This window comes from Niastella koreensis GR20-10, from assembly GCF_000246855.1.
GTDB classification, from domain to species: Bacteria; Bacteroidota; Bacteroidia; order Chitinophagales; family Chitinophagaceae; genus Niastella; species Niastella koreensis.
Genome location: NC_016609.1, coordinates 4,143,644 through 4,168,734, shown reverse-complemented (window position 1 = coordinate 4,168,734; position 25,091 = coordinate 4,143,644). Strand labels below are relative to the sequence as shown.

Sequence of the window (25,091 nt, the reverse complement as noted above, 5' to 3'; positions counted from 1 at the left end):
CAAGAAAACAGATGTGGCTTGGCACCATTAGAAGGATAGGCAAAAGCTTATTGCAGGTATTTTCACTTGCAGTGTTGCTATTGTCATTTAGTGAATCAATAAAGTCGCAGGCCATCACTAAAAAAGCAGAAGGGATCACCATTGACGTAAAGAATGAATCCCTGCAAAATATACTTTTGATAATAGGGTCGCAAACATCTTTCCGGTTTGCCTATGATGCAGATCTGGTAGGTAAACAACCTAAGATCACGATAAGGGCGATCGACGAACCACTGGCAGATGTATTGAACAGCCTTTTCAAAGAAACCGGTCTTACATTCCAGATCAGCGACAATCAAATAATATTACAAAACAAACTGCCCAGTAAAATAACACTCAGCGGTTTTACCCGTGATAAAAAGAACAGGGAAGTGCTTACTGGTACAAATATCTTTTTACCGGCACTTAAGCTGGGCGTCGTTGCCAATAGTTATGGCTTTTATTCCATTACAGTATCTGCTGCTGATTCATTGGAAGTGGAAATATCTTATGCCGGTTTTGAAACCATACGAACGGTGCTGGCCGGCCGTAAAGATCTGAGGTTGGATATACAACTCGATCATCGTGAGGACTCATTTACATTAAGGCCGGTCATTGTAATGAGTGAAAGGAACAATCCGGTTAACAGGAACCAGGTTGATTTGATCGACCTGTCGACTGATATGATAACTGCCACACCTGCCGTCAGTGGAAATGGCGATATTATTAATTCGATACAGCTGTCGGCAGGGGTTCAGGCAGGTATGGATGGTACTGCAGGGTACTTTGTACGCGGGGGCAATGCTGATCAGAACCAGGTATTACTCGATGAAGCTACGCTGTATAATCCCGGTCACCTGTTCGGCCTGGTAAGTGTTTTCAATTCTCCCGCTATCAGGAAAGCGACCTTACTGAAGGGCGGTTTCCCTGCACCGTACGGAGATAATTTAAGCTCGGTGCTCGAAGTGCATATGAAAGACGGAAGCGATCAGCAATTGGGCGGCGAGTTACAATTGGGCACCATGGCTTCTTCTATGGCCTTGTATGGCCCGGTAACACCCGGGCGATCTTCTTTCTTTTTATCTGTCCGCAGAAGTACCATCGACTGGATGCTTCGTCCCGTTTCAACTACCGGTTATTTCAGTAATTATTATTTCTATGATCTGAATGCGAAACTTCAGTTCCGGCTATCTGCCCGCGACAGGATCTATTTCAGTATGTACCAGGGATCCGATAAAGGCGCATATAATTCTGCCGGTGAAGAAACAGAGGACGATAGTGAGCGGGGAGAATACATAAACTATAACATTGCTTTCGGAAACAGGGCTTTGGGTGTTAGGTGGAACCACGTTTATTCTAAAAAATTATTTTCAAACACCTCCCTTTTCTATACCTCTTATTTTCAACGGGTCTCTACTATAGAGAAGAGCTATTTTGCAGAGTTGTACTCAGGCATCCGTGACCTGCATGCCAGAACAGATTTTTATTATTACCCACATGTTGCGCATAGAATGCGTATGGGTATAGACTACCTTCAGCAATCGCTTTTTCCGGCTACTTTATCAAATAAGGTTTCTTCTGCCGGTTTTTTAAGCATCAACGAAAATGACATTCCTAAAAAAAGCAGTGATCGTTTTGCCGCCTACCTGAGCGATGATTATAAGGTCACCCGCACATTCAATATATATGCAGGGATAAGAGTGCCGTTATACCGGAAACCCCAACTGCAATACCTGTATGTTGAACCCCGTTTATCACTATTGTATCTTACAGGTGAGAACAGCAGCATAAAGCTGGCCTATAGCAGAATGCATCAGTATATCTACCAGGTTCAAAGTTACAATGCAACATTCCCGGCTGAGATCTGGATGGGGAGCAGCAGTAAAGTGAAACCACAGGCCAGTCACCAGTTATCGGCGGGCTGGTATAAAAATTTCGGGGCAAAAATGTTTCAGGCTGGTCTGGAAGTGTATTATAAGACCATGGATAACCAGTTGCTGTTAAAAGGAGGGACCACAACAGTAATAAACAACGACCTGGAAGAAAACCTGATATTCGGTAAGGGCTGGAGTTATGGCAGTGAATTAATAATCAGGAAAAACAGGGGTAAAGCAAAAGGATGGATATGCTATTCATTTTCCAATGCATATCAACAATTTGATTCACTGAACCATGGCGCCGGTTTTCCGCTGGCTACGAACAGGAAGCACAGCCTGTATCTACTGGGCAGCTATGACTTTGATCAACACTGGTCAGCGGCTGCAACCGCTTTCCTCGCCAGCGGCCGGTCAGTTACATTGGATACGCATACTGGCGTTGGTGCTCCGTCCGGCTCCGGGGATGATAATCCATTGTACGATGAAGACGGGCACAACAGCAGTAATAATGCCTATAATCACCAGCTTTCTCCTTATAACCGCGTGGATGTAAGCCTTATGTACAGGAAAACCGGGGCCCTTACCAGTGAGTGGGTGTTATCGGTCTATAATGTACTGGCACACAGGAATACACAATTCTATTACAGGTCCATTGATCCGGTAACCAAAAAACCATATATAAAGGAAATACCGTTTTTCCCGGTTATACCAACTCTTACTTACAGGTTGAAATTTTAGATACAATTTACCCGTAGACCGTATCCATTATTACGATTTCCCACATACTTCGTCAAAATCACTATCGTTTGCTCATTGATCTTTCCTTCTATCTGTTCGGTATTATCAGGCACCAGGCGGATCCTGCGTACAATAGTTCCTTTTGGCGCGGTGAAATTGGTTCCTTTTACGTTCAGGTTTTGTGTAAGCACCACCGTATCGCCATTTACCAAATCAGTTCCATTGCTGTCCTTATGCGACTCTTTTGCCTGGTAGGGATACAGCGCCCAGTTCACTACACCTTCATCCAGTTCCACCGATGACATGATCTCATTGGCCCATTCTTTTTCTTTGTAACTGTACAGTATCCGGTAACTTAATACCTGTACACCTGGTTCATTATTCCAGATACTGCCGGCCAAACACTGCCAATGGTTATAGGCATTTTGTTGATCCAACGCTGTTAAACAGGTGTTGCACAGGGCGACAAAGAAACGATTGTAAAAGGCTTTGAACAACTACCTCAGGCATTTATTGATTTATTTTCGTGCAAAAATGAAGGGAAGTTGCTCGTACAGATTTAATAGACGATATTCCCTGCATCTGTAAATGGGCGTAATTAAAGGTAAAACGGTAAAACGTCCTGTCGCAACTCGTGCCGAATAATGTCATATAGATCCTTTCGAAGTAATTGTCGTGGTTTAAATAAACAATTTCGTTGTTATTGTTTAGGTCTATACAAATAGGGTCGGCACTACCATTACTCCCAATCATTAAATAATCCTTTAGCTCGTCAATGTAAATATTGAAAACTTCGTTTGGTGCCGGAATAGCTAATTGTTCGTAATGGTCAAATGAAAGGCCAGGAGCACAACTTTCTGGCATTCGACATTTGATTAAAAAATCAATTGTTGATTTTAAAAGCCTTGGATTATACAATTGCGAGGTGTTGTAAGTGCAAAGCTTTTCTTTGCTGTCAGACCAGTATTTATTTATTTGATGAATGTCCATTTGCTTTTGCTGGTAACATTAATGGATTAGCAATGGGATCTGGCGGCAATCCCAATATTAGGGGCTGCTGTTTTACAGTTCTTCATGACTCAGATGGTGACTGGCAATTTTTGTCGGATGATAAACATTCAACTGACAATATCAAGATTGTTGCATTAGAACAAATTATCTTAAAAGACAAAGCACTAAATGGGAAAACTGTGCTGCCGACATTTATGGTTTTGGAAAGAAACTATGAATAAGTAGAATAGGGATCCCCCGCCATATATAGATGAAAGAACAATGTTTTGAAATTAACAGTCTTGTTAATTGCTTTTTCTGCTTCGTGTTTTGAATTACACGAAATCAGCTTTCCATAGTGGAAGATTCAGGTGCAGTGGGTTTTTTATTCTCTGAAGCCTTTGTTAATCCGAAGAGTTTCTTAAACATAAAATCCGCGATTTATATTCGCGGACTTCATACTGATCATCTCGTCATGTAATTTATTCCAACCACTTAAACTTAAATTGCTTGAATCATGCGGGGGATGTGAATCACCTATTCCCGAAACACTGACGCGTCAAGCCCTGCCATTGCAAATGCTTTTGTTGTGCGTTCGCCTTGCTGTCACGTCAAGCGTCACTCAAAATAACAGGGTTCGCTGAGCCAGTGCGGGTCTTTATATGTTGTCTTGATTAGCGCTAAAAGTTCTTCTAACATTTTTTCAATTGATTTCGTTCTGTCATCTTTCATTTCAAAAGAATATCTCCAACATTTTTCATCGGTAAGTTTAATGACTCCAATATTTTCTGTCCAGTAATGAAGCATGATACTTCCGTTCGTGTCAAGCGACTTAAATACAAATATTCTTAATTGTTTTTTATCCTTTATCTTATTTGTTTTAAAAACCTTATTTATGAGACGACTGCCAGAAAAAAATAATGTGTCAATAACTTTTAAACTAAATGTATCAGTCTTAAAAACATAGATGTCATCCTTTACACTGCTGGCTTTGTCAATCCATATCTTACGAATTAAAAAAGAAGAGTTAACCTTACTCGGAAAGAAGCAATACATCATGCTATCGTCCATGTGTTTGCTTTTATAACCTGAATTGTTACTTCGTAAAAATAAAAACCGAATAGAATCTCTGCTTTGATAAACCCTAATATTTGCTGCGGTCGAAGTATTGTATTTGCAAATTTTTGGTAGCGTTAAACATGTGTCAAACCGCCAATAATTTATTGATATGTTAATAGAGCTATCCGGATAACGAAACTCTCCTTTTGTTTTGATGTCTGTCAAGTAATTTGTTTGAGAAGTTGTCGGGTTTGTCGAGCAAATTATAAATGAAACTATTAGTAAAGATTTTATCATAATAAGGTATCGTTAAGGTGGCGCACAACACTTAAATATATGCCGTTAACCGGTCTTGGCCGAAAAATCAGCATTGATAATCAAGTATTCGCTATTAAAATTGTTACGGCGCAAATACAAACAAATCGTATAATCAGCTATTCACCACCAATAATCATTACTGAAATTAAGAGTAGTACTGGTGTTGTCAATAATGAAAGCCTAATTATCCATTTATATTTTGTTGTCATACTAATTTTAGATAAATAAAGAAGCCGATAATAAAAATAAAATGTAACAATGCCGACACTTTATTTGTCTTGTCTCCTTTGTATGTCTTTATGAAGTTCACAGTTAAAAGTATAGCACTTATAAAAGGTAACAACATAAAACTAAGTATTCCAAGTCCTGGTGTACAAGGTCCTGATGGTGAACTTTCGTCAAGTAGATAAATCGAAATTGCAGCAACTAAATAAAATAGAACTGTCAAACAGGATTTCTTTGTCGAAGGGTTTTTGAAATTTATTTTCATTAGTCAATATAATTGTGGTCGTCCAATATAGCAGGCAACGTTGTATTACCGCTATTATACGCTATTTTTCACAACAAGCAATTTTTACAAACCAGTCTTTTTAAGCTACTTGCTAAAAATATGCGGATTTTACCTGGTAGCGCAAATACAACATGAGTTCGTTTTGAATTATCCAAATGATATCTTATTATGGTCTCAATATCTAAGCGTTGTGTTTAGAAGTTGCGTTAATAATACTGATACAGGAATTGAGCCTATAAATTTGGCTCAATTCCTCCATCTCCTGGTTCGATAATTTGTAGCATAGTCCGTTCTATGTTTACCGGCAGCTTTTCTTCTTGTCAGTATTCGCCACGTATATTTCCATTTTTCATCCAGTATTCGTAAACGTCTTTATTTCTTCCTGTTAATAGTATTCGAGCAATGTCGTTACATTTTTTGTTGGCGTAAAGTCCTTCATAAACACCAACAACGAGCAAATTATCAATGCTATCTTTTTGTCTGTCACCAATTAGGTTGAAAAAATTAAAGCACTTCTTTGTAAAGTCTGTTTGCGAAAAGTCAACTGAAAAGCAACAATTATCTAATATTTTCTCAGCAAGTATTTGTCCTGTCATTTTTTTCGCCTTTGTCAAAGTCAAGGTTAATGAAATATCGATGTCCAGCCTTATACTTTTCTGTGATGTTCTGAATGTCAGTTGTTGTGGTTATAAAGTTGATGCTAACGTTTACTGGTATGTGATGCGATATTGGGGCATAATGTCTGCTATAACAAAAGATACAATCTCCAGCCATGCTATTGCAAATACCCTAGTTGACGTTTATTTGTTTTCGATAATGTTGATTTCGCTACTAGTTGCTATTACAAGAGTTTCACCATTGAATGAAAATCCGTATGTACATAATTCATAATCGTGAAAAACTCTAAAACATTCTTTTGCTTGATTTTCTTTGTAAATACTTTTAAAATTAGGTTCAAATATTATATCGATTATTGGCCATTCTGTTGCCATAAATAAAAGAATATCACCACTTTTATTCATTAAAGGCAGTCCTCCTCCATGAAGTCCGCTAACCAAGATTTTTTCATTCGATAATATTCCTCATCCTTGAGCAGTCAATTCATATGAATCTATCCAATCCCAATTAGTATCATAATCTCTCTCTATTAGTTCGGAACTTTGACAATCAATCATTCCTCTTTCTTGACTTGAAATTACCAATAATAGATTTGAGTGCTGTTTTGAAAATCCAATCTCACTCAGTCCACCAATTGCAAATACAGTTTTTCTCCATGCGTGTGGTTCTTCTGCATTTATAGTCTGCGCAACAAGATTATGAAGTCTTTTTTTATTTTCATCTTCTGGTTTTTCTTAAAAAGCTCATTTGTTGGTATTGTGGTTCTAAAATGTCAGCTAACGACGTTCAGGGCTTTGCGATGTGACTATAAAAAGGTGATGATGTTATAATTCGGAAAATTCACGGTTCCCATGAGATGATTATTGACTGTTTAAATATACAGCCGCGATTTTTTCAGCGATTACTTCGGGTGAACAGCCTGAAAGGTTGGTGAACAAGATCACCGACAGATCGTCGTCCGGGTAGTTTATTATGACTGCCCGCCCACCGCCTATCGGTGCAATCGCAGGATGCTTTTTACGGACCGCTACCGGCCAACCTAAAGTATAGGCGTTGAAGGGCGGGTCAAAGCCGTCATAGTTCCCATTGTTGAGCCCTACCGGTGTCCACATGGTCTTGATACTTCGACGTTTCAGTAATTTCCCGTTTTCCAGTGCCAGCAACCAATGCGCCATTTCGGTCGCCGTACTGAATACTCCCGCATCGGCGCGGTAGCTCATAGGAAAAATCTCATTTACCTGGCGTAGTGTTTTAGTCGGAACGCGCTCGCCTTTATCCCTGTCCAACTGATAATAGGTATAGGTCGGCGATTTTTGTGGTGTTACATCGCCCGAATTGCCATAGACCGTTTTGCGCAGTCCGGCCGGTTTCCATTGTGTCATGCGGATATAGTTTTCAAAAGGCTGCCCGGTTAACCGCTCAATAATCCGTTGCGCCAGCAGGTAATTGGTCGCAATGTAATTGAATTTTTCGCCCGGTCTGGAGGTGAGCGGCAGGGTTTTTACTACCTCCCAGGCGGTTCCTTCACCTTTATTGCCCACCAGCCCGTCCGTGCGATCGTCCTCAATGTCCGGCAAGCCTGAAGTATGGCTTAACAGTTGCCGTATAGTGACAAGCTCCCAGGTGGCAGGCAGGTCATTCAGGTAACAAGAAATAGGATCGTCGAGTTTGAGCTTACCTTGCTCCTCAAGTTGCATAACTGCCGTACCTGTGAATACCTTGGCAATGGAATTTATCGAGAAAAGTGTACCGGAACTGACAGGTACCTTAAATTCCAGGCTGGCTAGCCCCAACTCCTGGGTTAAAACGATCTGACGGTGCCGGATCACGACCAATTGCAAACCTGGAATATGACGGGTCTGCATTTCCGCCTTGAGCAGGCCAGTCACTTTTGCAGCAGAAGTTTGGGCTTGCACGATCCGGGTGGATAAAACCAAGCAGGGTAGTAAGAAAAAATAAATATTGCCGCAATAAAACTGTCTGGTTTTGGAGGTTTTCATAGGCGAATCATAAATGGTATAAACAGAGGAACCCGTCATTTTGTTATCGTTCTAAAAGATAAGTATTGTCCATAATATACCTATAAACAGCCCCGTCATCTTGCTCAAATGGCTCTTCATTTAAATTGTTTGGTTACCGGGGACCGCCGCCATTGTATCTGTTAAAAGAATTGCTAAAAGGTGGTATTAATCCTGATCTAACGATCTCCCAACAACGAGATTACTAAAATTTGATGAAATAACCGAAGATATTTTCTCCATTATTAATACTTACTTGAAATTGAAGAATTCAGGCTATAGTCTGGAGCTGAAATTATTACATATATTCCGTTTTAGCTATTTATGGTTTAAGCTTAAAAATTAGCCTTAAATCATCTTATAATCAAAAATAACAGATTCTTCAATGGTAGCTTTTCTTAGATTCCATTTCACCTTGTTTAAATCTGATTTTAGTATATCCATTAGTTTAGCTAATCCGTTTGACTCTATAGTATCATTTATTAATCCAATTATTGCCCACCGGAATGAAGGTTCTTGACTCAATATATTCTTTTTAACTACTTCAGCGACATTTGTTTCAGAGACTTGAAATAGCTTGTCTGGTTTTAATCCCATGAAAAGTGGAACATTATAATCGTAATCTGTCCCACAAAACCAACCTTTTTGGTCTAATTGATAGTAATACAACTGTCCCGCAGAGTCCACTAAAAAGTGATAATTCTTATAAAAAGGAACTGGCGGAGGAAGGGGCCCAGGAAGTAGCCCCTTTTCAACTGAATCCCGTCGCAAGTTATATGCATTAGGAACAAAGAATATATTATCTGGATGTCCTTTGTTTTGAGTACAAGAAAGAAAGAGAACTACAAAAAAAAATAAATTGACTTCAAGTTTTATTTACTAAGAAGCTTCTGTAATGAGGGTTCCATATAGTTGCGTATAACGGCCACAGCTTTTCGTTCGGCAGAGCAACTCATCGTTTATGGTAAAACCCTTATCGATGCATTTACGAAGCCTTGCCGTAGCCCATTGGCGAAACTTGGTGCCCTGATGCATTGGCGATGTGGCGGTATTCTGGGTTCTGTCCACCCGGTACCCCTTCTGATTTAATACAAAAGTTCATTATTTATTCTGTTGCTCGGCGTTATTCTTCTGCATTGAACCGAAGCTGATTAGCGAACAAAAAGTTGAGAATATGTTCGTCGCCCCGCCATATTGCCAATGCAATGTTAGCTGCCGTGCCTCTCATCTGTCAATAGTTTAATTTTATTTTACAATATTTCAAACGTCTTTTCAAGTTTAATCACCTCGTTCTCCAATATTTGAAATGTCCAGGCACCTTTTTTAATTTCCCAATCATATTCAAAACAGAAGTAGTCAAAATTATTTTCGTTTAAATAGCTATTCTTTGTCTCTACGGTTACTGTTGAACTGTCGCCCGTATTCGGGTTTGTCAAAAGCGGATGTGAAATTTTACAAGTGAAAGTTACATCAACGAATTTTTCATCAGTATATCCTTCAATAGAATATTCAATGCCAAATTTCAACCCAACAACGCCTTCCAGCTTGTCAGTAGTCTCTATAAATTCTATTGTAGTTGGATAGAGAAGGTATCCAGAAAGACTCTCGTTATTATGCTCTTTCACCTCTTCGTCTGTTGTCAGCAGACCAAATTTTAGAAGTTTTACCTGTTTAATTTTCTCTTGTTCCACAAGCATTTGTTTTAGTTGACATATTGTCAAGGTTTGTTTCATGTGCGGTGTCAATGGCATTGCAGTTAACACATAAATATATGCCGTAAACCGGCTTTGGCCTAAATTAATAAATATTGAAAATGAAAGTATTAGCATTCGCCTTTTTCATTGTTACGGCGCAAATACATCGAAATAATTTGCAGTCTATAGCTGAAATTATTAACATTCAATCCGTTTTGATTATTAATGGTTTAAGTTTAAAAATAAATATCAATTCTTCCATCTCCCGGTTCGATAATTCTTTTAAGTGGGGCACAAAACTGAAACGCCTTGTAAATAATTTTTATGAGGCGTTTTTATTTATATTGTGGAATTGAATATCGGACCTCCATTTATTCGCACCAGGAGAGCCAACTATTCTTCCTTTATGAATAAAAAAGCCGTTGTTATTGGTATATTGATTATAGCACTGCAACCATTCCAGCCTAGCCAGGCGCAACCTGCCAACATTCCCCGGTTACGAAGCAAGATAATTGACATGCAACAACATCCTGGCTATTTAAAAGATACAGCCTATGTTGATTTACTTGACAGTCTGGCCTTTGCCTATTTCAGGATTAGCGTCGACAGCCTGGTTTTCTACAACGACAAAGCCCTCGCAATTGCAATCCAAATCCGGTATGCCAGGGGCCAATCCATAAGTCTAAGACAGAAAGGAAATGCCTATTTTGAACTGGGTGACTATTCAAAAATGTTACAGTATTATCAAGATGCACTTCGCCTGGCAGAGAAGGAGAACGATTCGCTACAGATGGCGAAAGCCATGTTCAATATAGGGAATAATGCCTATCAGGAAATAGGAAGAAGTGAGGACGCGCGGAATATAATAAAAAAGGCAGGCGATATTTTTCAAATCAGGAAAGACAGCCTTGCCTGGTATATGGCAATAACTGCAATTGGGGTGCTTTGGGCCAATGATAAAAAGTACGAAGAGGCGTTGCTTTATTTTAATCAGGCTTTGAAGGTGGCAACTGCCATAAAAAACAGGTACGCTATTGTGGTAGTAAACGATAAAATTGGATTGCTTTATAAGGCTAAAGGCAGGTTCAAAGAAGCATTAGCCTGTTTACTTCAAACCTGGGATTATTTTTGTAATACCGATGATGTGGCACGCCAATCCTATTACGCAAACGAGGTCGCCGACGTATATATTCAGTTAAAGAATTATCCAATGGCTTTAAAATATGCCAGTATAAGTTTACAAAAGGCGCAGGCGGTAAAAAGTAGACCCCATATTCTGGACGCCGTCAGTGAGTTGGCTGCTACTTATGAAGCACTGGGCAATACTCGTTATGCATTGAAGTATTATAAATTGTTAAAACAAGCTTCAGACAGTGTTGCTAATGAAACATTGCGTAAGAAAACAGAACAGCTAGAGGCGCGCTTTGAATTCGAGAAAAAGGAAGCCCTTTTAAAAGCTGCCCAGGAAAAAAGGGATGTCCTGAATAAAAGTATTGTTCAAAAAAAGGAACTGCAGATTTTTATTGCTTTGCTGTTGATCCTGTTCCTTAGTTTGCTGGTTCTGTTACTAATCAGAAGTAGAGCAATTAAACAAAAGAACAACTTGATACTGGAAGCCAAGAATGAAGAAATAGAGCGGCAAGCCTTATTATTGTTGAAAAATAACCAGGAAAAAGACAAATTATTCTCCATTATTTCCCATGATCTGAAAGTGCCACTACATTCTCTAAAAGAGATACTACAATTGCTGGGAGATAATTATCAGGAAAAAGAAACTATTGAAAAGATTCTGGAAGAGCTTCGCCGGGATATTACATATTCTTCTGAACTGGTGAATAACCTGCTGTTTTGGGCCAGTAGCCAGTTTATGGGGAGTACCGTTTTGCCGGTTATATTTTCAGTACACCAACTCATAACCGAAGTTTTGCAAGTTTTTTTTAAACAGGCTGCCGTAAAAGGCGTTAGCCTTAGGTATGAATTGACTGCTGAAGAAATATCTGTATGGGCCGACATGAATATGATACAGGTTATCTTTCGTAACCTGGTGGGCAATGCCATTAAATTCTGTAATTTGGGCGATACTATTATCGTTTCGGCAAGCACCACAAATACTGTAGTTACTATAAGCGTGGCAGATAACGGGATAGGAATACCACTTGAAACACTGGAAAAAATAAACCGGGGCCAAATGGTTTCTACTTTTGGTACGGCGCATGAAAAGGGCATAGGCCTGGGCTTGCGGTTATGTTATGAATTGGCTAAATTAAATAATGGCTTATTAACAGTGCAAAGTGAGCCTGGACAAGGAAGCATCTTCTACCTGGCATTGCCCTGCAAGCCTTTGTAATGCTTGTTGTCAAAGCTTCCTGGAATATAGTATCAATATAACATTCATTCAAACCACTTCTTTATATATAAATGAATGCCCCTTCATTTCTTGCTTCTGGCCCGTTATACGTACTTCGATAAATAGTCAGCGGTTTTACTCTTTTTATTTTTCGCAACTTCCGCCGGTATTCCTTCAGCAACGATCCTTCCGCCATTTTCGCCGGCGCCCGGCCCAATGTCTATCACCCAATCGCTTTGCGCAATAACGTGCATGTCGTGCTCAACAACAATCACCGTGTTGCCAGCATCTACCAGCGAATTTAATTGCACCATGAGTCTTTCTACGTCCGCAGGGTGTAATCCTGTCGTGGGTTCATCCAGCACATAAAGCGTATGGCCACGTTGCGAACGCTGCAGTTCCGTTGCCAGTTTGATGCGTTGTGCCTCGCCCCCTGATAATTCTGTTGCAGGCTGGCCTAACCTTAGATAACCTAACCCTACCTGTTGCACTACATCAAGGCTGCGCCGCAAGGCTTCCTCTTCTTCAAAAAAATCCCGCGCAGCATTTACCGTCATCGAGAGTACTTCAGCAATATTCTTATCCTTGTATTTTATTTCGAGCGTCTTGTCGTTGTACCGTGTGCCGTGGCAGGTAGGACAAGGGGAATACACACTTGGCAGGAACAACAATTCTACCATTACAAAGCCTTCACCAGCGCAATGTGGACAACGGCCCTTGGCTACGTTAAACGAAAAACGGCCTGCATCGTAATGACGTGATTTCGCCATTTTCGTTCCTGCAAATAGTTTACGCACATGATCAAACAGGCCTGTGTACGTCGCGAGATTAGACCGGGGTGTACGGCCGATCGGTTTTTGATCCACCCGCACCATGCGTTTAACCCGTTCCATCCCTTCCGTTATCCGCCCTGAAGAAAGAACCGTTTCTTCCTGAAGCAAATCCTGTTGATCTTCTGATGGCGGATCTATTTCCTGGCCAAGCTGCGCCGAAACAAGTTCTACAAGCGTTTGGCTTACAAGGCTGCTTTTACCTGAGCCGGAAATACCCGTTACACTCGTTAAAACACCTAAAGGAAAAGAAGCATCCAGGTGGCTGAGATTGTTTCGGGTGACTCCTTCCAGCCGCAGCCAGTCTGACGGAGTACGTACAGTTCGTTTGGGCGTGATGGCTTGTGCTATATATCGCCGGGTAACAGAGCCGTTCACTTCCTGCAACCCGCTTAAAGGCCCGCTGTATAGAATTTCACCACCATTAACACCGGCGGCAGGGCCGACATCTACCACCCAGTCTGCGTGGCGAATGATATCCACTTCATGCTCAACTACAAAAAGCGAATTGCCGGCATCTTTCAGTTTATCGAGCGCGCGCAGCAATGCTTCTGTATCTGCCGGATGAAGGCCCGCAGAAGGTTCATCGAGTACATACACAACGCCGAATAAATTGGAGCGTACCTGCGTTGCGAGCCGTAGTCTTTGCAACTCACCCGGCGACAGCGTAGGTGTGCTGCGTTCCGGCGTAAGGTAGCCAAGACCGAGGTCAAGCATTATAGACAGCCTTGCCACGAGATCTTCAGCAATACGTTGCGCCACCATCTCTTTTTCAGGGTGCCCTTCATTTATTGAATCAAACGATGCATGTTTGGCGTAAGGTGTAAAAATTTTATTAAGCTCAGACAATTGAAGGCGCGATATTTCTGCAATATCATAACCGGCAAATTTTACTGACAGAGATTCTTTTTTTAGCCTTTTGCCATTGCATACCGGACAGTCTGCGCTTAGCATGAACTGCATTACCCGCTTTTTCATTAGCTGGCTTTGCGTATTAGCGAAGGTCTGCATCAGATACCGCTTAGCACTTGTAAACGTGCCCATGTAGCTCGGCTCCAATTTCTGCTTTAGGGCCTTTTTCATATCTGCTGCAGAAAGGCCTGAGTACACAGGAACGGTTGGCTGTTCATCTGTAAATAATATCCACTCACGGTCTTTCTTCGGCAGGTCGCGCCAGGGCTTATCTACATCATAGCCAAGTGTCATCAGGATCTCGCGCAGGTTTTGTCCCTGCCAGGCAGTAGGCCAGGCAGCAATAGCGCGTTCACGGATCGTGAGGCTATCATCCGGTACCATCGATTTTTCGGTCACATCGTAGATACGGCCGAGTCCGTGACAGTTGGGACAGGCCCCTTCGGGTGTATTCGGTGAAAAGCCTTCGGCGTAGATAATCGATTGTCCTTTGGGGTAGTTACCTGCCCTTGAAAACAACATACGGAGCAGGTTGGATAGCGTTGTTACACTGCCAACAGAAGAACGTGTGGTTACAGCTCCGCGTTGTTGTTGTAAAGCAACAGCAGGAGGCAGGCCTTCGATTTCATCCACTTCAGGGACGGACATTTGGTTGAAAAGCCGTCTTGCATAAGGTGAGACTGATTCCAGGTAACGGCGCTGGGCTTCAGCATATAAAGTTCCAAATGCCAGCGAAGATTTACCTGAGCCCGATACGCCTGTGAAAACAACCAGCGAATTACGCGGTATGTCAACATTGATATTTTTAAGATTGTGTTCTCTTGCACCCCGCACGCGAACAAAATCGCCAGCCGATGCTTTTTTAGACTGCCCTTCCTTCATAAATGAATATTACATACGTTTTGATACAACTACTATAGTTTAAGCTATAACTATTTACAGCAAATATCATACTATCAAAGCAAGGGTTGGATAATTCCCCTGTTCTGGGTATCCAGGAATAAAAAGCCTCAAATTGTTGAACTTGAGGCTTTTTTAGTTTAAATCAATTTTCAATTCGCAAAAATAGCCAACGTAAAAGCATTGGCGATGTGAACTCAGCAACCGCCTTTGCGAGGGGCACGTTTATATATTATTGTACCATCTCGTTCTACATAGTCGCCCGATACAATTGGATATGAATAATTGGGCGTGTACGATACACTAAATACACTATGGCTACTTATAATTATTTTGTCGTTCACTTTCAGGCTATGTAATTGCTGAAATTCATTGGAGTTTTCCCGCCCAAAACTAAGAATATAATCGTAACCATTAATTTTGACCATCACTCCGAAACCTGATCGTGAGTCTGGCGGAAGAGAAAGAGAGGTTACAACAGCTTCCATGTTGGTAGAAGTATTTATATGGTTCCTTATTTTAACCGCACCGGCAAGCACTTTTTGACCATTTTCGCGATTGGCAAATACTAGTCCGCTTACCACAACCAGCGGTAGGATCAGCGCATAAATAACGTTTTTCATATTTTTTGTAGGTTTAATTAACATAAATCTATCTCCTGATAGATCAGATCCATTTAAGGCATTGCTTTTTATTTTTCGTATCCTTTTGAGTTGGTGCAACAAAATTACTCTGATGTATCTCAGCCTCAGGAACTTGGATTGTAAATAAAAATGTATCGTTTGTAAATAAATTGTAAAATGGTATGTTTTATAGTCGAAATCCACTTTCCGGGGAACGCAAGTACTTGTGGGGATTGACAAATGCGCTGATTGCCTCTGCTAAAATTATCTGGTCATTGTTTTTATTATACCTGATTTTAATATAATTATTTTTTAGTGTTAGTGACATGGTCAAATGACCGGTGGCTTTGTAGCCAGTTAAAGTTTGCTTATTTTGTCGTTGAGATATATTGGTTACTTATAAATTATTTTCCATGTACAGCAATTGCTAACACCAACGCTTATGGGTTATTATGCTCCTTCTCAACGTATTGTCCTGCTTGATAGGATGCGGGGAATTTGTCTTTTGGGAATATTACTCGCCAATATCCAGACTTATACGCCGTTTGAATTTTTAAATACAAAAGAGGTAGCGGTACTGCACTGGGATAATCTGTCTACGTTTCTTCCCACAAAGTTTTTGTTGGACATCTTCGTTAGAGGGCAGTTTTATACTATCTACAGTTTTCTTTTCGGGCTTGGCTTTTATCTCATGCTGGAAAAAAATACCCGTCTTGAACTCAATGGCAACAAACTGTACATACGGCGCCTGGCAGTTATGTTTCTTTTTGGTGTTATTCATACCGCCGTTTGGATGGGCGATGTATTGCACGTTTACGCAATATTCGGTATTCCTTTGATCTATTTTTATAAAAGGAAAACAGCTGTTATTTTCAGATGGGCAGCGGGTATCTTTTTGTTTGGCATATTACTGGATGTATTGAGAACTGTCTTTTTTTCACCAGCGCCTCCTCATTCACAGGAGTTATTCAGCAAAGATACAGTGCATTTGATCAATGCCTATCAATATGGACCTTTCTCAGAAATTCTAAAGATACAATATGACAAAACATTAAGTAGCTTCATTGCAATAACGCGTAGTACAATGACCGGATATGAGCATATAATAATCCTGTTCCTGCTTGGGTTGATAGCCGGCAAAACACGCTTTTTTTACCGTATAACAGAATTGCAGCCAGCCATCAAACGAGCCATTTTTATCATACTTCCTTTTGCACTCGTTCTAAAGGTAATTGCCTGTTTGCCTACCCTGAATGTGCATTTCCTTTCACCCCAACAGGCAGTTTACGAGCAGCTATTTATAAAGATGATACGTTTTACTGGTATCCTGCTCATGGCATTCGCCTATATAGGTATCATTACCCTGTTGCTGCACAAAAGCAACTCGCATGTAGCGATCTGGCTGGGTAACTGCGGACGGCTTGGGTTAACAAACTACCTTACCCAGACCATTATATGCATGCTGCTGTTTTATCCTTTCGGGTTAAAACTCACAGGGAAGCTTACCTTGTTACAATCGTTGTTATTGGCTGTACTGATTTTTATTGTCCAGGTCATTTATAGCAATATCTGGCTCAAATATTACAATATTGGGCCGCTGGAAGCAATATGGCGAAGATTTACTTACGGAAAGCAACCGGACCCCGCCAGGGCATTACAATAGTTACACAATTATGATTAAAAGCGGACTAAATACGCGATATTTTTACTCAACTTTAATTCATCCCTGTCTATTTTGCAATATGTTACTTTATTGACAACTTCGGGCGTAAATTTTTGATCATTCGTGAAATATTTTGACAATTTTGCGCAATTATTAAAACATTGTCTCTAATGTTTTCAAACATCCATAAACCGCGGTAAATACAATTTAAAAGTTGAGCCCTGCTGGCTGTGCAAACGGTAAAAAACATTGAAGATGTCTTCTGCATATTTGGGGGCAAACCCGATACCATTGTCTTTTATTTGTATTGCAGTTAGGTGTATGCATAAGGTCCAAAGAGACTGTATATAAGAGAAGCCGGATAGACATCCGGCTTCGTAATAATCCAATATTCTGTGAAAAACCTATTTGAAGTTAGAAGGCATTCTCCAGTTTAAATCTGATAATAATCAACTGGTCTTATGATTGCTGTCTGTATCATTACACCGGTTTTTTTATAAATAATTCCGGGCATTGATCTGAACAGCAATGATAGGTTTTCCCGTTTTGTATATATTTCAGTGCCAAAAAAGCTTCCATTGTTTTCCAGTACACCAGGTAAAACGCAAATAATGGTTACATTTAAGTAGTGCAACAAAGGTCTATGCATTTACCAGACCGGGCGATAAAGAAGCGCAACAGCTGGCTTTGCAATTAGGTGCTATTTGGGTAGGCGATTCATTACAACCATCGCCCGAACCGCTCGATGCAGCTATTATTTTTGCACCCGTAGGGTCGCTGGTACCTAAGGCCTTGCAGGATACAGATAAAGGCGGGGTGGTCGTTTGCGGCGGCATTCATATGAGCGATATCCCTTCCTTCCCATTTAAATGGTTATGGAACGAAAGAAAGCTGCAGTCCGTTGCCAATCTTACCCGTAAGGATGGCGAAGCCTTTTTTACGGAAATCTCCAAAACTACTATTCATACGCAAACGAAGCTGTACCCAATGGCTGAAGCCAATAATGCATTGAACGATCTTCGCAACGGCGCATTCCAGGGGGCAGCAGTACTGGTTATAGACCACAGAATTGCTGAAAAGTGATCTTAATCAGGGCATATTTTAACCGGCGTCATGGTTAAGGCTATAGATTATAAATAGCTTTAATGAAAATGAATAGAATGAAACTATGCATAGGCTTATTGTATTTATTGCTGGGAACAACAATAAATATAGCAGCGCAGACTAACCAGGATACTACTCAGAAAAAGGTTTTTATTCCCGAAAAGACCGGTCTCGCTTCTTTTCTGATAATAGCTATTACCGATACCGCAAATACAACTGAAGATTTCGGGCGGTTATTTAATAAAGATTATGGCGAACTGTTTCTATACTCCAATCAGCATGCATTAAAGACCGGGAGAATAATGGCGTTTTATTATACGTCGCACCAGCCTTTTATATTTGATGCAGCGGTTGAAGTTGACAAATTGCCAAACGGGTTCACCGGTAAAATAAAAGGTAAAAAGATCGGTGGTGGTGACGCCCTGGTTGTTCATTACCAGGGACCCTATAACCAGGTAGGTGTTGCGTATGCAGCCATCAGCAAATGGTTGCAGGAAAATAATAAAAAGGCCTTGCAGCAACCATTTGAGGTTTACCTGGATGACCCGGGCACGGTAAAAGACCCGGCGCAGCTTCGTACAGATGTGTATCAGCGGTTGCAATAGACCGGTATACCCTATGACGGCCTTTTATTTCACAACTTTAAAATTGATTTTATGAAAAGTGATATGGAGATCCAAAAAGATGTGATGGATCAACTGATGTGGGAGCCCATCTTACGGGCAACAGATCTTGGTGTATCGGTAAAAAATGGTGTTGTTACGTTATCGGGCATGGTAAAATTCTATTCCCAGAAAATGGCGGCAGAACATGCTGTAAAAAAAGTAGCAGGGGTAAAAGCTGTTGCCGAAGAAATACAGGTTGGTAATTCACCGCTGTTCAGAAAAACGGACTCCGAGCTGGCCGAAGCGGTTTTACATGCATTGAAATGGAATACATTGGCGCCGGACGATAAGATAATGGTTAAGGTAGAAGACGGCATTGTATCACTGGAAGGTGAACTGGATTGGGATTATCAACGTATTGCTGCCTGCAAATCAATTGACAACCTGGCGGGGATAAAAGCGGTCCATAATTTTATAACCCTGAAACCTGCTATTACTTTAGCCGACATCAAACAAAAGATCAGAGCTGCATTTGAACGGATCGCTACTATTGATGCCGAAAAAATTATAGTGGAAGTAGAGGGCGGCAAAGTAATGCTTTCCGGAAAAGTGCGTTCATTCGCGGAGCAGGAAGATGCCATAAACGCCGCCTGGTCGGCGCCGGGCATAAGTGTAGTGGAGAATAATATGGAACTGGAAGATCCAGTATACGCCTGGTAGTCTGTAAGGCAGGTAGGGTCGCAATCCTTTCGGATGACGACCTGTTTGTTGGGTTTTTCAATAACCTTAATAAGGTTTTATAATTTGTCCGGTGTTGGCGCCGAATACACTCTTTCTGAAACCGAATTCGAGTTTTTGCATGGTTACCGGTATCTCTCCGGGAAAGAAGGGAAAGTATTGGGGCGAGTTTTCAATTACCGTTGGACTAACAGCATTAATGCGGATACCATTTCCCAACTCAATAGCTGCAGCCCTTACGAATCCGTCCACAGCCGCATTTGCAGCTGAGGCATTGGCAAAATTCTTTTGCGGATCATGGGTAAGGGCGCCTGTGATCAGCGTAAATGATCCATTAGGGTTGATATAATGCTGACCAATGAGTACGAGGTTTATCTGTCCCATCATCTTACCCTCTACACCATTGCGGAATGTGGTATCATTAAGATTTTTCCAGGGGCCTACGTAGGTGGGGCCTGCCGTACAGATCAGTGCATCAAAAGCGCCAACTGTTTTGTACATGTTTTCAATAGAAGCAGGCGAGGTGATGTCTACCTGCACATCTTTGCTTTTCCGATCTGCTCTGATAATTGAATGTTCTTTTTCCAGCGCATTTGCCAAATAGCTTCCCATGGTGCCGGAGGCGCCAACAATTATGATCTTCATTTTTGAAATTTTTAGATTATCAAATATTTTGTAAAGTGTTACATACGACTACCGTTATCCTTTACCTGTTATTTTTTCCTGTGATCTTACCTAGCGTGTAGTCTATAAATGGCATGCCTATAAACATCATCCAGGGTACTAATGAAATGGTCAGAATGAAAGTTCTTTGGTATAATGGCAGTACTGATAGCTGTTGTCCAAAAAGGAATAAGAAAAGTGTAATGGAAGGATAAATGACCATCCAGATTTTTAGTGACATAACAAGCCTTGCTTTTGCTTTCATCTTTGTAAGTTTTGAGTTAAATGATCTGATTGAGCACAAAGGTAGTATTGGCAAAAAGGGGCTGGTAGGACAGAAATGAAGTTGAACAGGACTTATTTAAAAGCCTTACGGAAAGCATCTGGTGAAAGCCCGGTATGCTTTTTAAAAAAGCGGATAAAATAGGATGGGTCTTCAAAACCTAAAAGGTCTGCAATTTCTTTTATTTGATTAGGTGTTACCAGTAAATGACGTTTTGCTTCGAGCACGATTTGCTCATTTATAAGCTCAGATACCGTTTTGCCTACGGAAGCCTTGGTAATTGCATTTAACTGGTAAGCCGAAAGGTTTAATAAACCGGCATATTGGGAAACATTTTTCATGTTTACAATATTGGCTTCCAGCAGCCGGGTCAGTTCATCAAAACGTTCCTGTATATATCCGCTTTCAGGTTTAGGGAGGCTGTTTGGCGTATGGCTTTGCCGGATAAATTCGATGAAGAACAGATCGAGATTGGCCCTGATGGCTTCTGAATACCCTTCCTGCTGTAAGGCGTATTCCTCGGCTACTGTAGCCAGCAGTTTATGGAGTTTTTTGAATCTGGCAACTTCCAATTTACAGTAGTTCTTGCCGGAGGCCTTCATCCACCTGCGTTCGGTTATGGTATGTTTCGGCCGGTAAAACGACAGATCAAATTCCATTAAAAACCCGGTACTGTCTCCTGTCAGCTCCAGCCTGTGTACCTGTCCGGGGCGAAGTAAAAAAATGGTATGATTCTGAATGGGGTAATGAATAAAGTCAATTTCATGTTTTCCTTTCCCCTCCAGAACAGCAAGTACAAAGTAGAAGTCGTGTTTATGAAGGTCGTGAACCAGGGCTTTGCCGTCAAGCACCTGTTGCAAATTACGTATACTAAATCTGCCGGTATGTTTATGGCCGCATGAAGTTGTTATTTGCCTTACCGGAATAGCTTTCATTAATTAAAATTACTGATAATTACCTGAATGCCGGATTGCCGGGATGCGAATCTTTGGCTACCAGTTCTTTTTTGATCAGGACCTGTTTTTTAACCATGTCATTTACGATCATTTTGCCGTATTCATGCGCCAGCATGTCGGAAGAAGTGTAGTCAAAGGATTCTGTTTGTACTGAATAGATCAGCTCTTTACTGGTAACATCAAACAAGTTGCTTTCCCAGAAATATTTTGTGTCGGTAACATAATAACCCGGTGTATAAATGCGGCTGTAGATAGTGGTATAATACCCGTAGAAATTACGGTAATAGCCAACATACGGTGAATAATAGGGCTGTCCGGGCACGTAGTACCTTTCCTTTTCCTTACTTAAAAGAACGATGGTGATTACTGCATCAAACCCGCTGTTTTGCAGTTTGTTCACTACCGCTTCTTCATTCAATTGCCTGAACGCCCTGGGCCCGTATTCTTTAAGCGATGATGTTGCGTGATAGCCCTGCGTTGTAAGATCGCCTACCAGGTGGTCCTCCATTTTTTGCCGGGTGGCAAGATCTGTTTCGCCGCTTATGGCCAGCACCAGGATCTTGTTATAGTTTTTTGTGGGGATGTCTGATTTCCAGGAATGCGTAATCCTTGTTGAGGTGCAGGCTGTCAGTAACAGGTACCCGATAACCGGGTACAATTTCATGTAATTCATAACTTGCGTTTTTATTACAGGCAATTTAATTTTGTTACAGGTTTGTGGTAATGACGGCAGTCAGTAGCCGGTATAATCATGGTCAGCCGGTGGATGGCTTATGATCCATTTCCTGTAAAGAAAAGCGCCAACCGGCATAGGCAGCCAAAACGAGAGAAGCCGGTACACGAGTGTGGCGATAATGGCGGCTCCTACCGGAATGCCTGTACTGCTCAAAAAGAAGCTCAAGCTGCTTTCATACAATACAAGCGCTCCCGGCAAAAAAGGCAGAATGGAAATGATCTTTGTACAGATAAAAGCAATCAGGATAATAAACGGCGAAACCTGCAGGCCTAATCCCAGGAATATGACATATAAGGTAAACCCGTCTGCCGCAACCACCAGGAATTGAAAAAAGAAAGCTTTTGCCAGGTCTGGTTTATGGTGTTTCACAATTTCACGCAGCTGAATTTCTTTTGCCGGCAACAATTCCACTGGCATCTTACCGGCAAGGCAGTTACTTATTTTTCTGATCAACCTTAATTTCATAGCTTTTGCATACAGGCGATGCAGCATGTTATTTTTCCCCGCCAGTACAACCATGCAGGCGAAAACCAGGTAAACGATCATGCCTGCCGTTAATGTGCTTGTAAAGGCGTGCTGCACCCTGTAAGTAAACAGGCAGATGATTAGCAGGGTAACTATGATCGTTTCCATGGCCGCGTAAAAGATCAACAATTCTCCGAGGATCAATGAAATGATCTTGTTTTTTGAGATGCGATACCTTGCCAGGAACTGAAAGAAATAAGTATTGCCGCTGATGCCTGCACTTGGCAGGGTTTGATTAAAGAACAGGGAAATAATAGCGGCTTTGAACAAGGCTGTAATATGCGGTAATTGCGGCAGCTTATAAACCTTAAGTAAGGCCAGGTATACAATCGCCGTAAATACATAGGTCAATAGCTGGCCCAGCAAGGCTGTAAACAGCCAGAATGGTTTTACTTTTTTAAGCAGAGCCAGTTCTTTCTTTATTTCAGGGAAATATATAATTACAAGAATAGTAGCTATAATCAGAAACATGGCGAAAAGCAGCAACGACCAGGTCTTTGCTTTTTTATATTGGCCGCTGTTGGCCGTCCCGGCTGTTTTTGCCTTATTCATGTATTTTTCCCTTTCTTCTCAAAATATTTTCAACAGCAAGGTCCCAGCTTTTTATTTGACTGCCTGCTGTATTTTCTTATTTAACAGGGCCGGATTTTTTTCGCCGTTGATAGCTTTTTTTGCGTTTTCTGTACGCCCCAGTAAAATATCGAGCGCTGCCCATTGCGGGATGTGTTCCGTTACTATTTTAAGAATGCCTATAAAGGGAATGAACAGGATCATACCCGATACCCCCCATAAAATGCCACCTGCCACAATGGCCACCAGGGTAGCCCAGGTACTTATTTTTAACTGGGTGGCCACTACTTTGGGAAATATGATATTAGCCTCCAGGTATTGTACAAATGAAAATACGGCTACCACACCCAGTGGGTACCAGATTGAGTCCTTTGTTATCCAGGCAATAGAAATGGGCAATAATGCACTGATGAAAATGCCTACATAGGGGATGATGGTCATGATGGCTGTAAGCATGCCAAAGAGAATGGCATGGGGAATGCCCAACGCCAGCAGGCCAATGCTGTTCAGGATGCCTACGATCAGGTAAACCAGGATCATCCCTTTTATAAAATGAAAATACGTATTAATAGTTTCGCCTAAAATAATTTGCAATTGTTGCCGGTGGTTGGCGCCGGTGAGTTTGGTAAGGAACCTTACAAATGTTTCGCGGTTGTATAAAAACAGGGCAGCATACACGGGCACCAGGAATAAGGTAAACAGTCCGCCGGCTGTTGCAGTGAAAATTGATTGCAAAATAGTGCTTGTGTTGCCGGATAAATTATGTAACAACTGTTGCCACCATTCATTTTGAGCAACCACAGACACACCCATGGCAGAGGTTATCCAGTGTTGCAATTGTAAAAGAGACGGTTTTGCTTTATTTAATAATTCAGGCAATTCTTTCCTTAATACGTTGATCTCGATGACCAGTAAACTGATGATTATGCCAAATATTATAAATACGATCAGCAGTCCTGCCGAAATGGCCAGGCTACGTGGCCACCGGTGCTGTTCGAGCCATTTACAAACCGGATAAAGCACCATCGCTATCAGGAACCCGTAGCAGAGGGGTATAAAAAGGGTGCTGCCAAAATACAGCAGAATAGCCCCCAACAGGACCATCTGCAGAGGCTTTAAGACAGACCAGGTGTTGTTGAGATTGTTTTCCATATCGGATCCAAAGCTAAACCCAAGTACGTCCGGTTTCAATGAGGGCGATCAGGACGTAAATTGATATGCATCATTTGAATAAAAAGGAATACAGACATCAGGCATGTTATTTATGTTCACCGGTTTTCCCTGAGTTTATCTTTATGTCTGCGTAACTGGCTTTCAAGATCATTGACAACTTTGTCGAGAGCCTGCTCAAAAGACCCGGCCCTGTTGCTGGAAAACAAGGTGTTTCTTGGTACTTTCATAGCTGCTTCTATAAAGAAAGATGTATTGACATCGTTTTTTTCTTTGTAAAGTACAACGTTGCAGTATTCAATACGGTCGTACAGTTTATCAAAATGTTCAAATCTCTTTTGAACAAGTGTTTCTGGAATTGGTTCGCCATTTTTATGCGGCGATTCTATATGTAAATTCATACAATCTTTTTTCCAAATCTAGGTTTAACAACGTTGTACCTGAATGAGGGGTGTCAGGCGGAGTGGTGACTGTGCTCATTGGTCTCTTTTGACGCGCTGAAGGGTAAGCAAATTATCCAGATTAGCACCGGTGTTCCAGGTGTAATGCAAATCCAGCCTGTTACGCATATTCTTTCCATGTAATGACAATATTTTCATGCAACTTTTTTAAACTATAAAAATGG

22 protein-coding genes are annotated in these 25,091 nt (G+C 41.2%); 7 read left to right on the top strand and 15 right to left on the bottom strand.

All coding sequences use genetic code 11. The annotated features are described in order from the left end of the window. The first annotated feature begins 11 nt into the window (after window positions 1-11). Window positions 12-2,633: a TonB-dependent receptor gene (locus tag NIAKO_RS16150; RefSeq protein ID WP_014219523.1), complete on the top strand. Its 2,622-nt coding sequence runs from the start codon at window positions 12-14 to the stop codon at window positions 2,631-2,633. Here NIAKO_RS16150 and NIAKO_RS16145 read toward each other — a convergent pair. After that, window positions 2,630-3,034, bottom strand: a complete 405-nt coding sequence (locus NIAKO_RS16145) for an alkylphosphonate utilization protein (protein WP_242675457.1) — start codon at window positions 3,032-3,034, stop codon at window positions 2,630-2,632. The two genes, NIAKO_RS16150 and NIAKO_RS16145, sit on opposite strands and share 4 nt — an antisense overlap. A gap of 489 nt (window positions 3,035-3,523) precedes the next feature. Here NIAKO_RS16145 and NIAKO_RS39130 point away from each other — a divergent pair, with 489 nt between their 5' ends. Next, entirely contained in the window at window positions 3,524-3,865 is a 342-nt protein-coding gene (locus NIAKO_RS39130; RefSeq protein WP_081195883.1) for a hypothetical protein, read from the top strand. Between the two features lie 376 nt (window positions 3,866-4,241). On the opposite strand, the gene NIAKO_RS16130 is transcribed toward NIAKO_RS39130, so the two are convergent. The 6 genes from NIAKO_RS16130 to NIAKO_RS16100 form a co-directional block, all read right to left on the bottom strand. Next, window positions 4,242-4,694 carry a hypothetical protein gene (locus NIAKO_RS16130; RefSeq protein ID WP_014219519.1) on the bottom strand — a complete coding sequence of 151 codons (453 nt, stop codon included), beginning with the start codon at window positions 4,692-4,694 and terminating at the stop codon, window positions 4,242-4,244. A 1,137-nt stretch (window positions 4,695-5,831) separates the two neighbouring features. Continuing rightward, window positions 5,832-6,125: a hypothetical protein gene (locus tag NIAKO_RS16120; RefSeq protein ID WP_133055279.1), complete on the bottom strand. Its 294-nt coding sequence runs from the start codon at window positions 6,123-6,125 to the stop codon at window positions 5,832-5,834. A 186-nt stretch (window positions 6,126-6,311) separates the two neighbouring features. After that, window positions 6,312-6,569, bottom strand: a complete 258-nt coding sequence (locus tag NIAKO_RS16115) for a hypothetical protein (protein WP_041346836.1) — start codon at window positions 6,567-6,569, stop codon at window positions 6,312-6,314. Between the two features lie 420 nt (window positions 6,570-6,989). Next, on the bottom strand, window positions 6,990-8,129 hold the full coding sequence (locus NIAKO_RS16110; RefSeq protein ID WP_107685587.1) for a serine hydrolase domain-containing protein: 1,140 nt from the start codon (window positions 8,127-8,129) through the stop codon (window positions 6,990-6,992). 366 nt (window positions 8,130-8,495) lie between these two features. Beyond that, window positions 8,496-8,918, bottom strand: coding sequence for a hypothetical protein (locus NIAKO_RS16105; RefSeq protein ID WP_014219516.1), 423 nt, complete (start codon window positions 8,916-8,918; stop codon window positions 8,496-8,498). A gap of 479 nt (window positions 8,919-9,397) precedes the next feature. Beyond that, complete coding sequence (locus NIAKO_RS16100; protein WP_165761258.1) at window positions 9,398-9,838, bottom strand: DUF3859 domain-containing protein; 441 nt, start codon at window positions 9,836-9,838, stop codon at window positions 9,398-9,400. A gap of 409 nt (window positions 9,839-10,247) precedes the next feature. Here NIAKO_RS16100 and NIAKO_RS16090 point away from each other — a divergent pair, with 409 nt between their 5' ends. Further along, window positions 10,248-12,188 (top strand): tetratricopeptide repeat-containing sensor histidine kinase, encoded by a 1,941-nt coding sequence (locus NIAKO_RS16090; RefSeq protein ID WP_014219512.1) that lies wholly within the window; start codon window positions 10,248-10,250, stop codon window positions 12,186-12,188. Window positions 12,189-12,292: 104 nt separating this feature from the next. Here NIAKO_RS16090 and uvrA read toward each other — a convergent pair whose 3' ends face one another. After that, window positions 12,293-14,578 (bottom strand): excinuclease ABC subunit UvrA, encoded by a 2,286-nt coding sequence (gene uvrA, locus NIAKO_RS16085; RefSeq protein ID WP_242675456.1) that lies wholly within the window; start codon window positions 14,576-14,578, stop codon window positions 12,293-12,295. 449 nt (window positions 14,579-15,027) lie between these two features. After that, a complete protein-coding gene (locus NIAKO_RS16080; protein WP_014219510.1) occupies window positions 15,028-15,453 on the bottom strand; it encodes a hypothetical protein in 426 nt (141 codons plus the stop codon). 442 nt (window positions 15,454-15,895) lie between these two features. Between NIAKO_RS16080 and NIAKO_RS16075 the strand changes: the two genes are divergently transcribed. The 4 genes from NIAKO_RS16075 (at window position 15,896) to NIAKO_RS16055 (ending at window position 19,545) form a co-directional block, all read left to right on the top strand. Continuing rightward, the gene (locus NIAKO_RS16075; protein WP_014219508.1) at window positions 15,896-17,116 is read left to right on the top strand and encodes a DUF418 domain-containing protein; all 1,221 of its coding nucleotides are present in this window, start codon (window positions 15,896-15,898) and stop codon (window positions 17,114-17,116) included. A gap of 687 nt (window positions 17,117-17,803) precedes the next feature. After that, window positions 17,804-18,199: an MDR/zinc-dependent alcohol dehydrogenase-like family protein gene (locus tag NIAKO_RS16065; protein ID WP_207622386.1), complete on the top strand. Its 396-nt coding sequence runs from the start codon at window positions 17,804-17,806 to the stop codon at window positions 18,197-18,199. A 77-nt stretch (window positions 18,200-18,276) separates the two neighbouring features. Continuing rightward, window positions 18,277-18,825 carry a GyrI-like domain-containing protein gene (locus tag NIAKO_RS16060; RefSeq protein WP_041346828.1) on the top strand — a complete coding sequence of 183 codons (549 nt, stop codon included), beginning with the start codon at window positions 18,277-18,279 and terminating at the stop codon, window positions 18,823-18,825. A 51-nt stretch (window positions 18,826-18,876) separates the two neighbouring features. Then, window positions 18,877-19,545: a BON domain-containing protein gene (locus NIAKO_RS16055; protein ID WP_014219506.1), complete on the top strand. Its 669-nt coding sequence runs from the start codon at window positions 18,877-18,879 to the stop codon at window positions 19,543-19,545. 66 nt (window positions 19,546-19,611) lie between these two features. Here the strand turns inward: NIAKO_RS16055 and NIAKO_RS16050 are convergent, their stop codons facing one another. From NIAKO_RS16050 to hpf, 6 genes are all read right to left on the bottom strand, one after another. Next, window positions 19,612-20,208, bottom strand: coding sequence for a short chain dehydrogenase (locus tag NIAKO_RS16050; RefSeq protein WP_014219505.1), 597 nt, complete (start codon window positions 20,206-20,208; stop codon window positions 19,612-19,614). A gap of 375 nt (window positions 20,209-20,583) precedes the next feature. Continuing rightward, a complete protein-coding gene (locus NIAKO_RS16045; RefSeq protein ID WP_014219503.1) occupies window positions 20,584-21,444 on the bottom strand; it encodes a helix-turn-helix domain-containing protein in 861 nt (286 codons plus the stop codon). Window positions 21,445-21,463: 19 nt separating this feature from the next. Next, on the bottom strand, window positions 21,464-22,138 hold the full coding sequence (locus NIAKO_RS16040; RefSeq protein ID WP_014219502.1) for a hypothetical protein: 675 nt from the start codon (window positions 22,136-22,138) through the stop codon (window positions 21,464-21,466). Between the two features lie 60 nt (window positions 22,139-22,198). Continuing rightward, complete coding sequence (locus NIAKO_RS16035) at window positions 22,199-23,278, bottom strand: lysylphosphatidylglycerol synthase transmembrane domain-containing protein (RefSeq protein WP_014219501.1); 1,080 nt, start codon at window positions 23,276-23,278, stop codon at window positions 22,199-22,201. Window positions 23,279-23,329: 51 nt separating this feature from the next. Further along, complete coding sequence (locus NIAKO_RS16030; protein WP_014219500.1) at window positions 23,330-24,448, bottom strand: AI-2E family transporter; 1,119 nt, start codon at window positions 24,446-24,448, stop codon at window positions 23,330-23,332. A 116-nt stretch (window positions 24,449-24,564) separates the two neighbouring features. Continuing rightward, a complete protein-coding gene (gene hpf / locus NIAKO_RS16025) occupies window positions 24,565-24,867 on the bottom strand; it encodes a ribosome hibernation-promoting factor, HPF/YfiA family (protein ID WP_014219499.1) in 303 nt (100 codons plus the stop codon). Window positions 24,868-25,091: the final 224 nt, after the last annotated feature.

Coding starts and splice junctions, on each gene's coding strand:
- NIAKO_RS16150 (WP_014219523.1), top strand. CDS start 12: ATGTGGCTTGGCACCATTAGAAGGATAGGCAAAAGCTTATTGCAGGTA.
- NIAKO_RS16130 (WP_014219519.1), bottom strand. CDS start 4,694: ATGGACGATAGCATGATGTATTGCTTCTTTCCGAGTAAGGTTAACTCT.
- NIAKO_RS16110 (WP_107685587.1), bottom strand. CDS start 8,129: ATGAAAACCTCCAAAACCAGACAGTTTTATTGCGGCAATATTTATTTT.
- NIAKO_RS16090 (WP_014219512.1), top strand. CDS start 10,248: ATGAATAAAAAAGCCGTTGTTATTGGTATATTGATTATAGCACTGCAA.
- uvrA (WP_242675456.1), bottom strand. CDS start 14,578: ATGTCCGTCCCTGAAGTGGATGAAATCGAAGGCCTGCCTCCTGCTGTT.
- NIAKO_RS16080 (WP_014219510.1), bottom strand. CDS start 15,453: ATGAAAAACGTTATTTATGCGCTGATCCTACCGCTGGTTGTGGTAAGC.
- NIAKO_RS16075 (WP_014219508.1), top strand. CDS start 15,896: ATGGGTTATTATGCTCCTTCTCAACGTATTGTCCTGCTTGATAGGATG.
- NIAKO_RS16060 (WP_041346828.1), top strand. CDS start 18,277: ATGAAACTATGCATAGGCTTATTGTATTTATTGCTGGGAACAACAATA.
- NIAKO_RS16055 (WP_014219506.1), top strand. CDS start 18,877: ATGAAAAGTGATATGGAGATCCAAAAAGATGTGATGGATCAACTGATG.
- NIAKO_RS16050 (WP_014219505.1), bottom strand. CDS start 20,208: ATGAAGATCATAATTGTTGGCGCCTCCGGCACCATGGGAAGCTATTTG.
- NIAKO_RS16045 (WP_014219503.1), bottom strand. CDS start 21,444: ATGAAAGCTATTCCGGTAAGGCAAATAACAACTTCATGCGGCCATAAA.
- NIAKO_RS16040 (WP_014219502.1), bottom strand. CDS start 22,138: ATGAATTACATGAAATTGTACCCGGTTATCGGGTACCTGTTACTGACA.
- NIAKO_RS16035 (WP_014219501.1), bottom strand. CDS start 23,278: ATGAATAAGGCAAAAACAGCCGGGACGGCCAACAGCGGCCAATATAAA.
- NIAKO_RS16030 (WP_014219500.1), bottom strand. CDS start 24,448: ATGGAAAACAATCTCAACAACACCTGGTCTGTCTTAAAGCCTCTGCAG.
- hpf (WP_014219499.1), bottom strand. CDS start 24,867: ATGAATTTACATATAGAATCGCCGCATAAAAATGGCGAACCAATTCCA.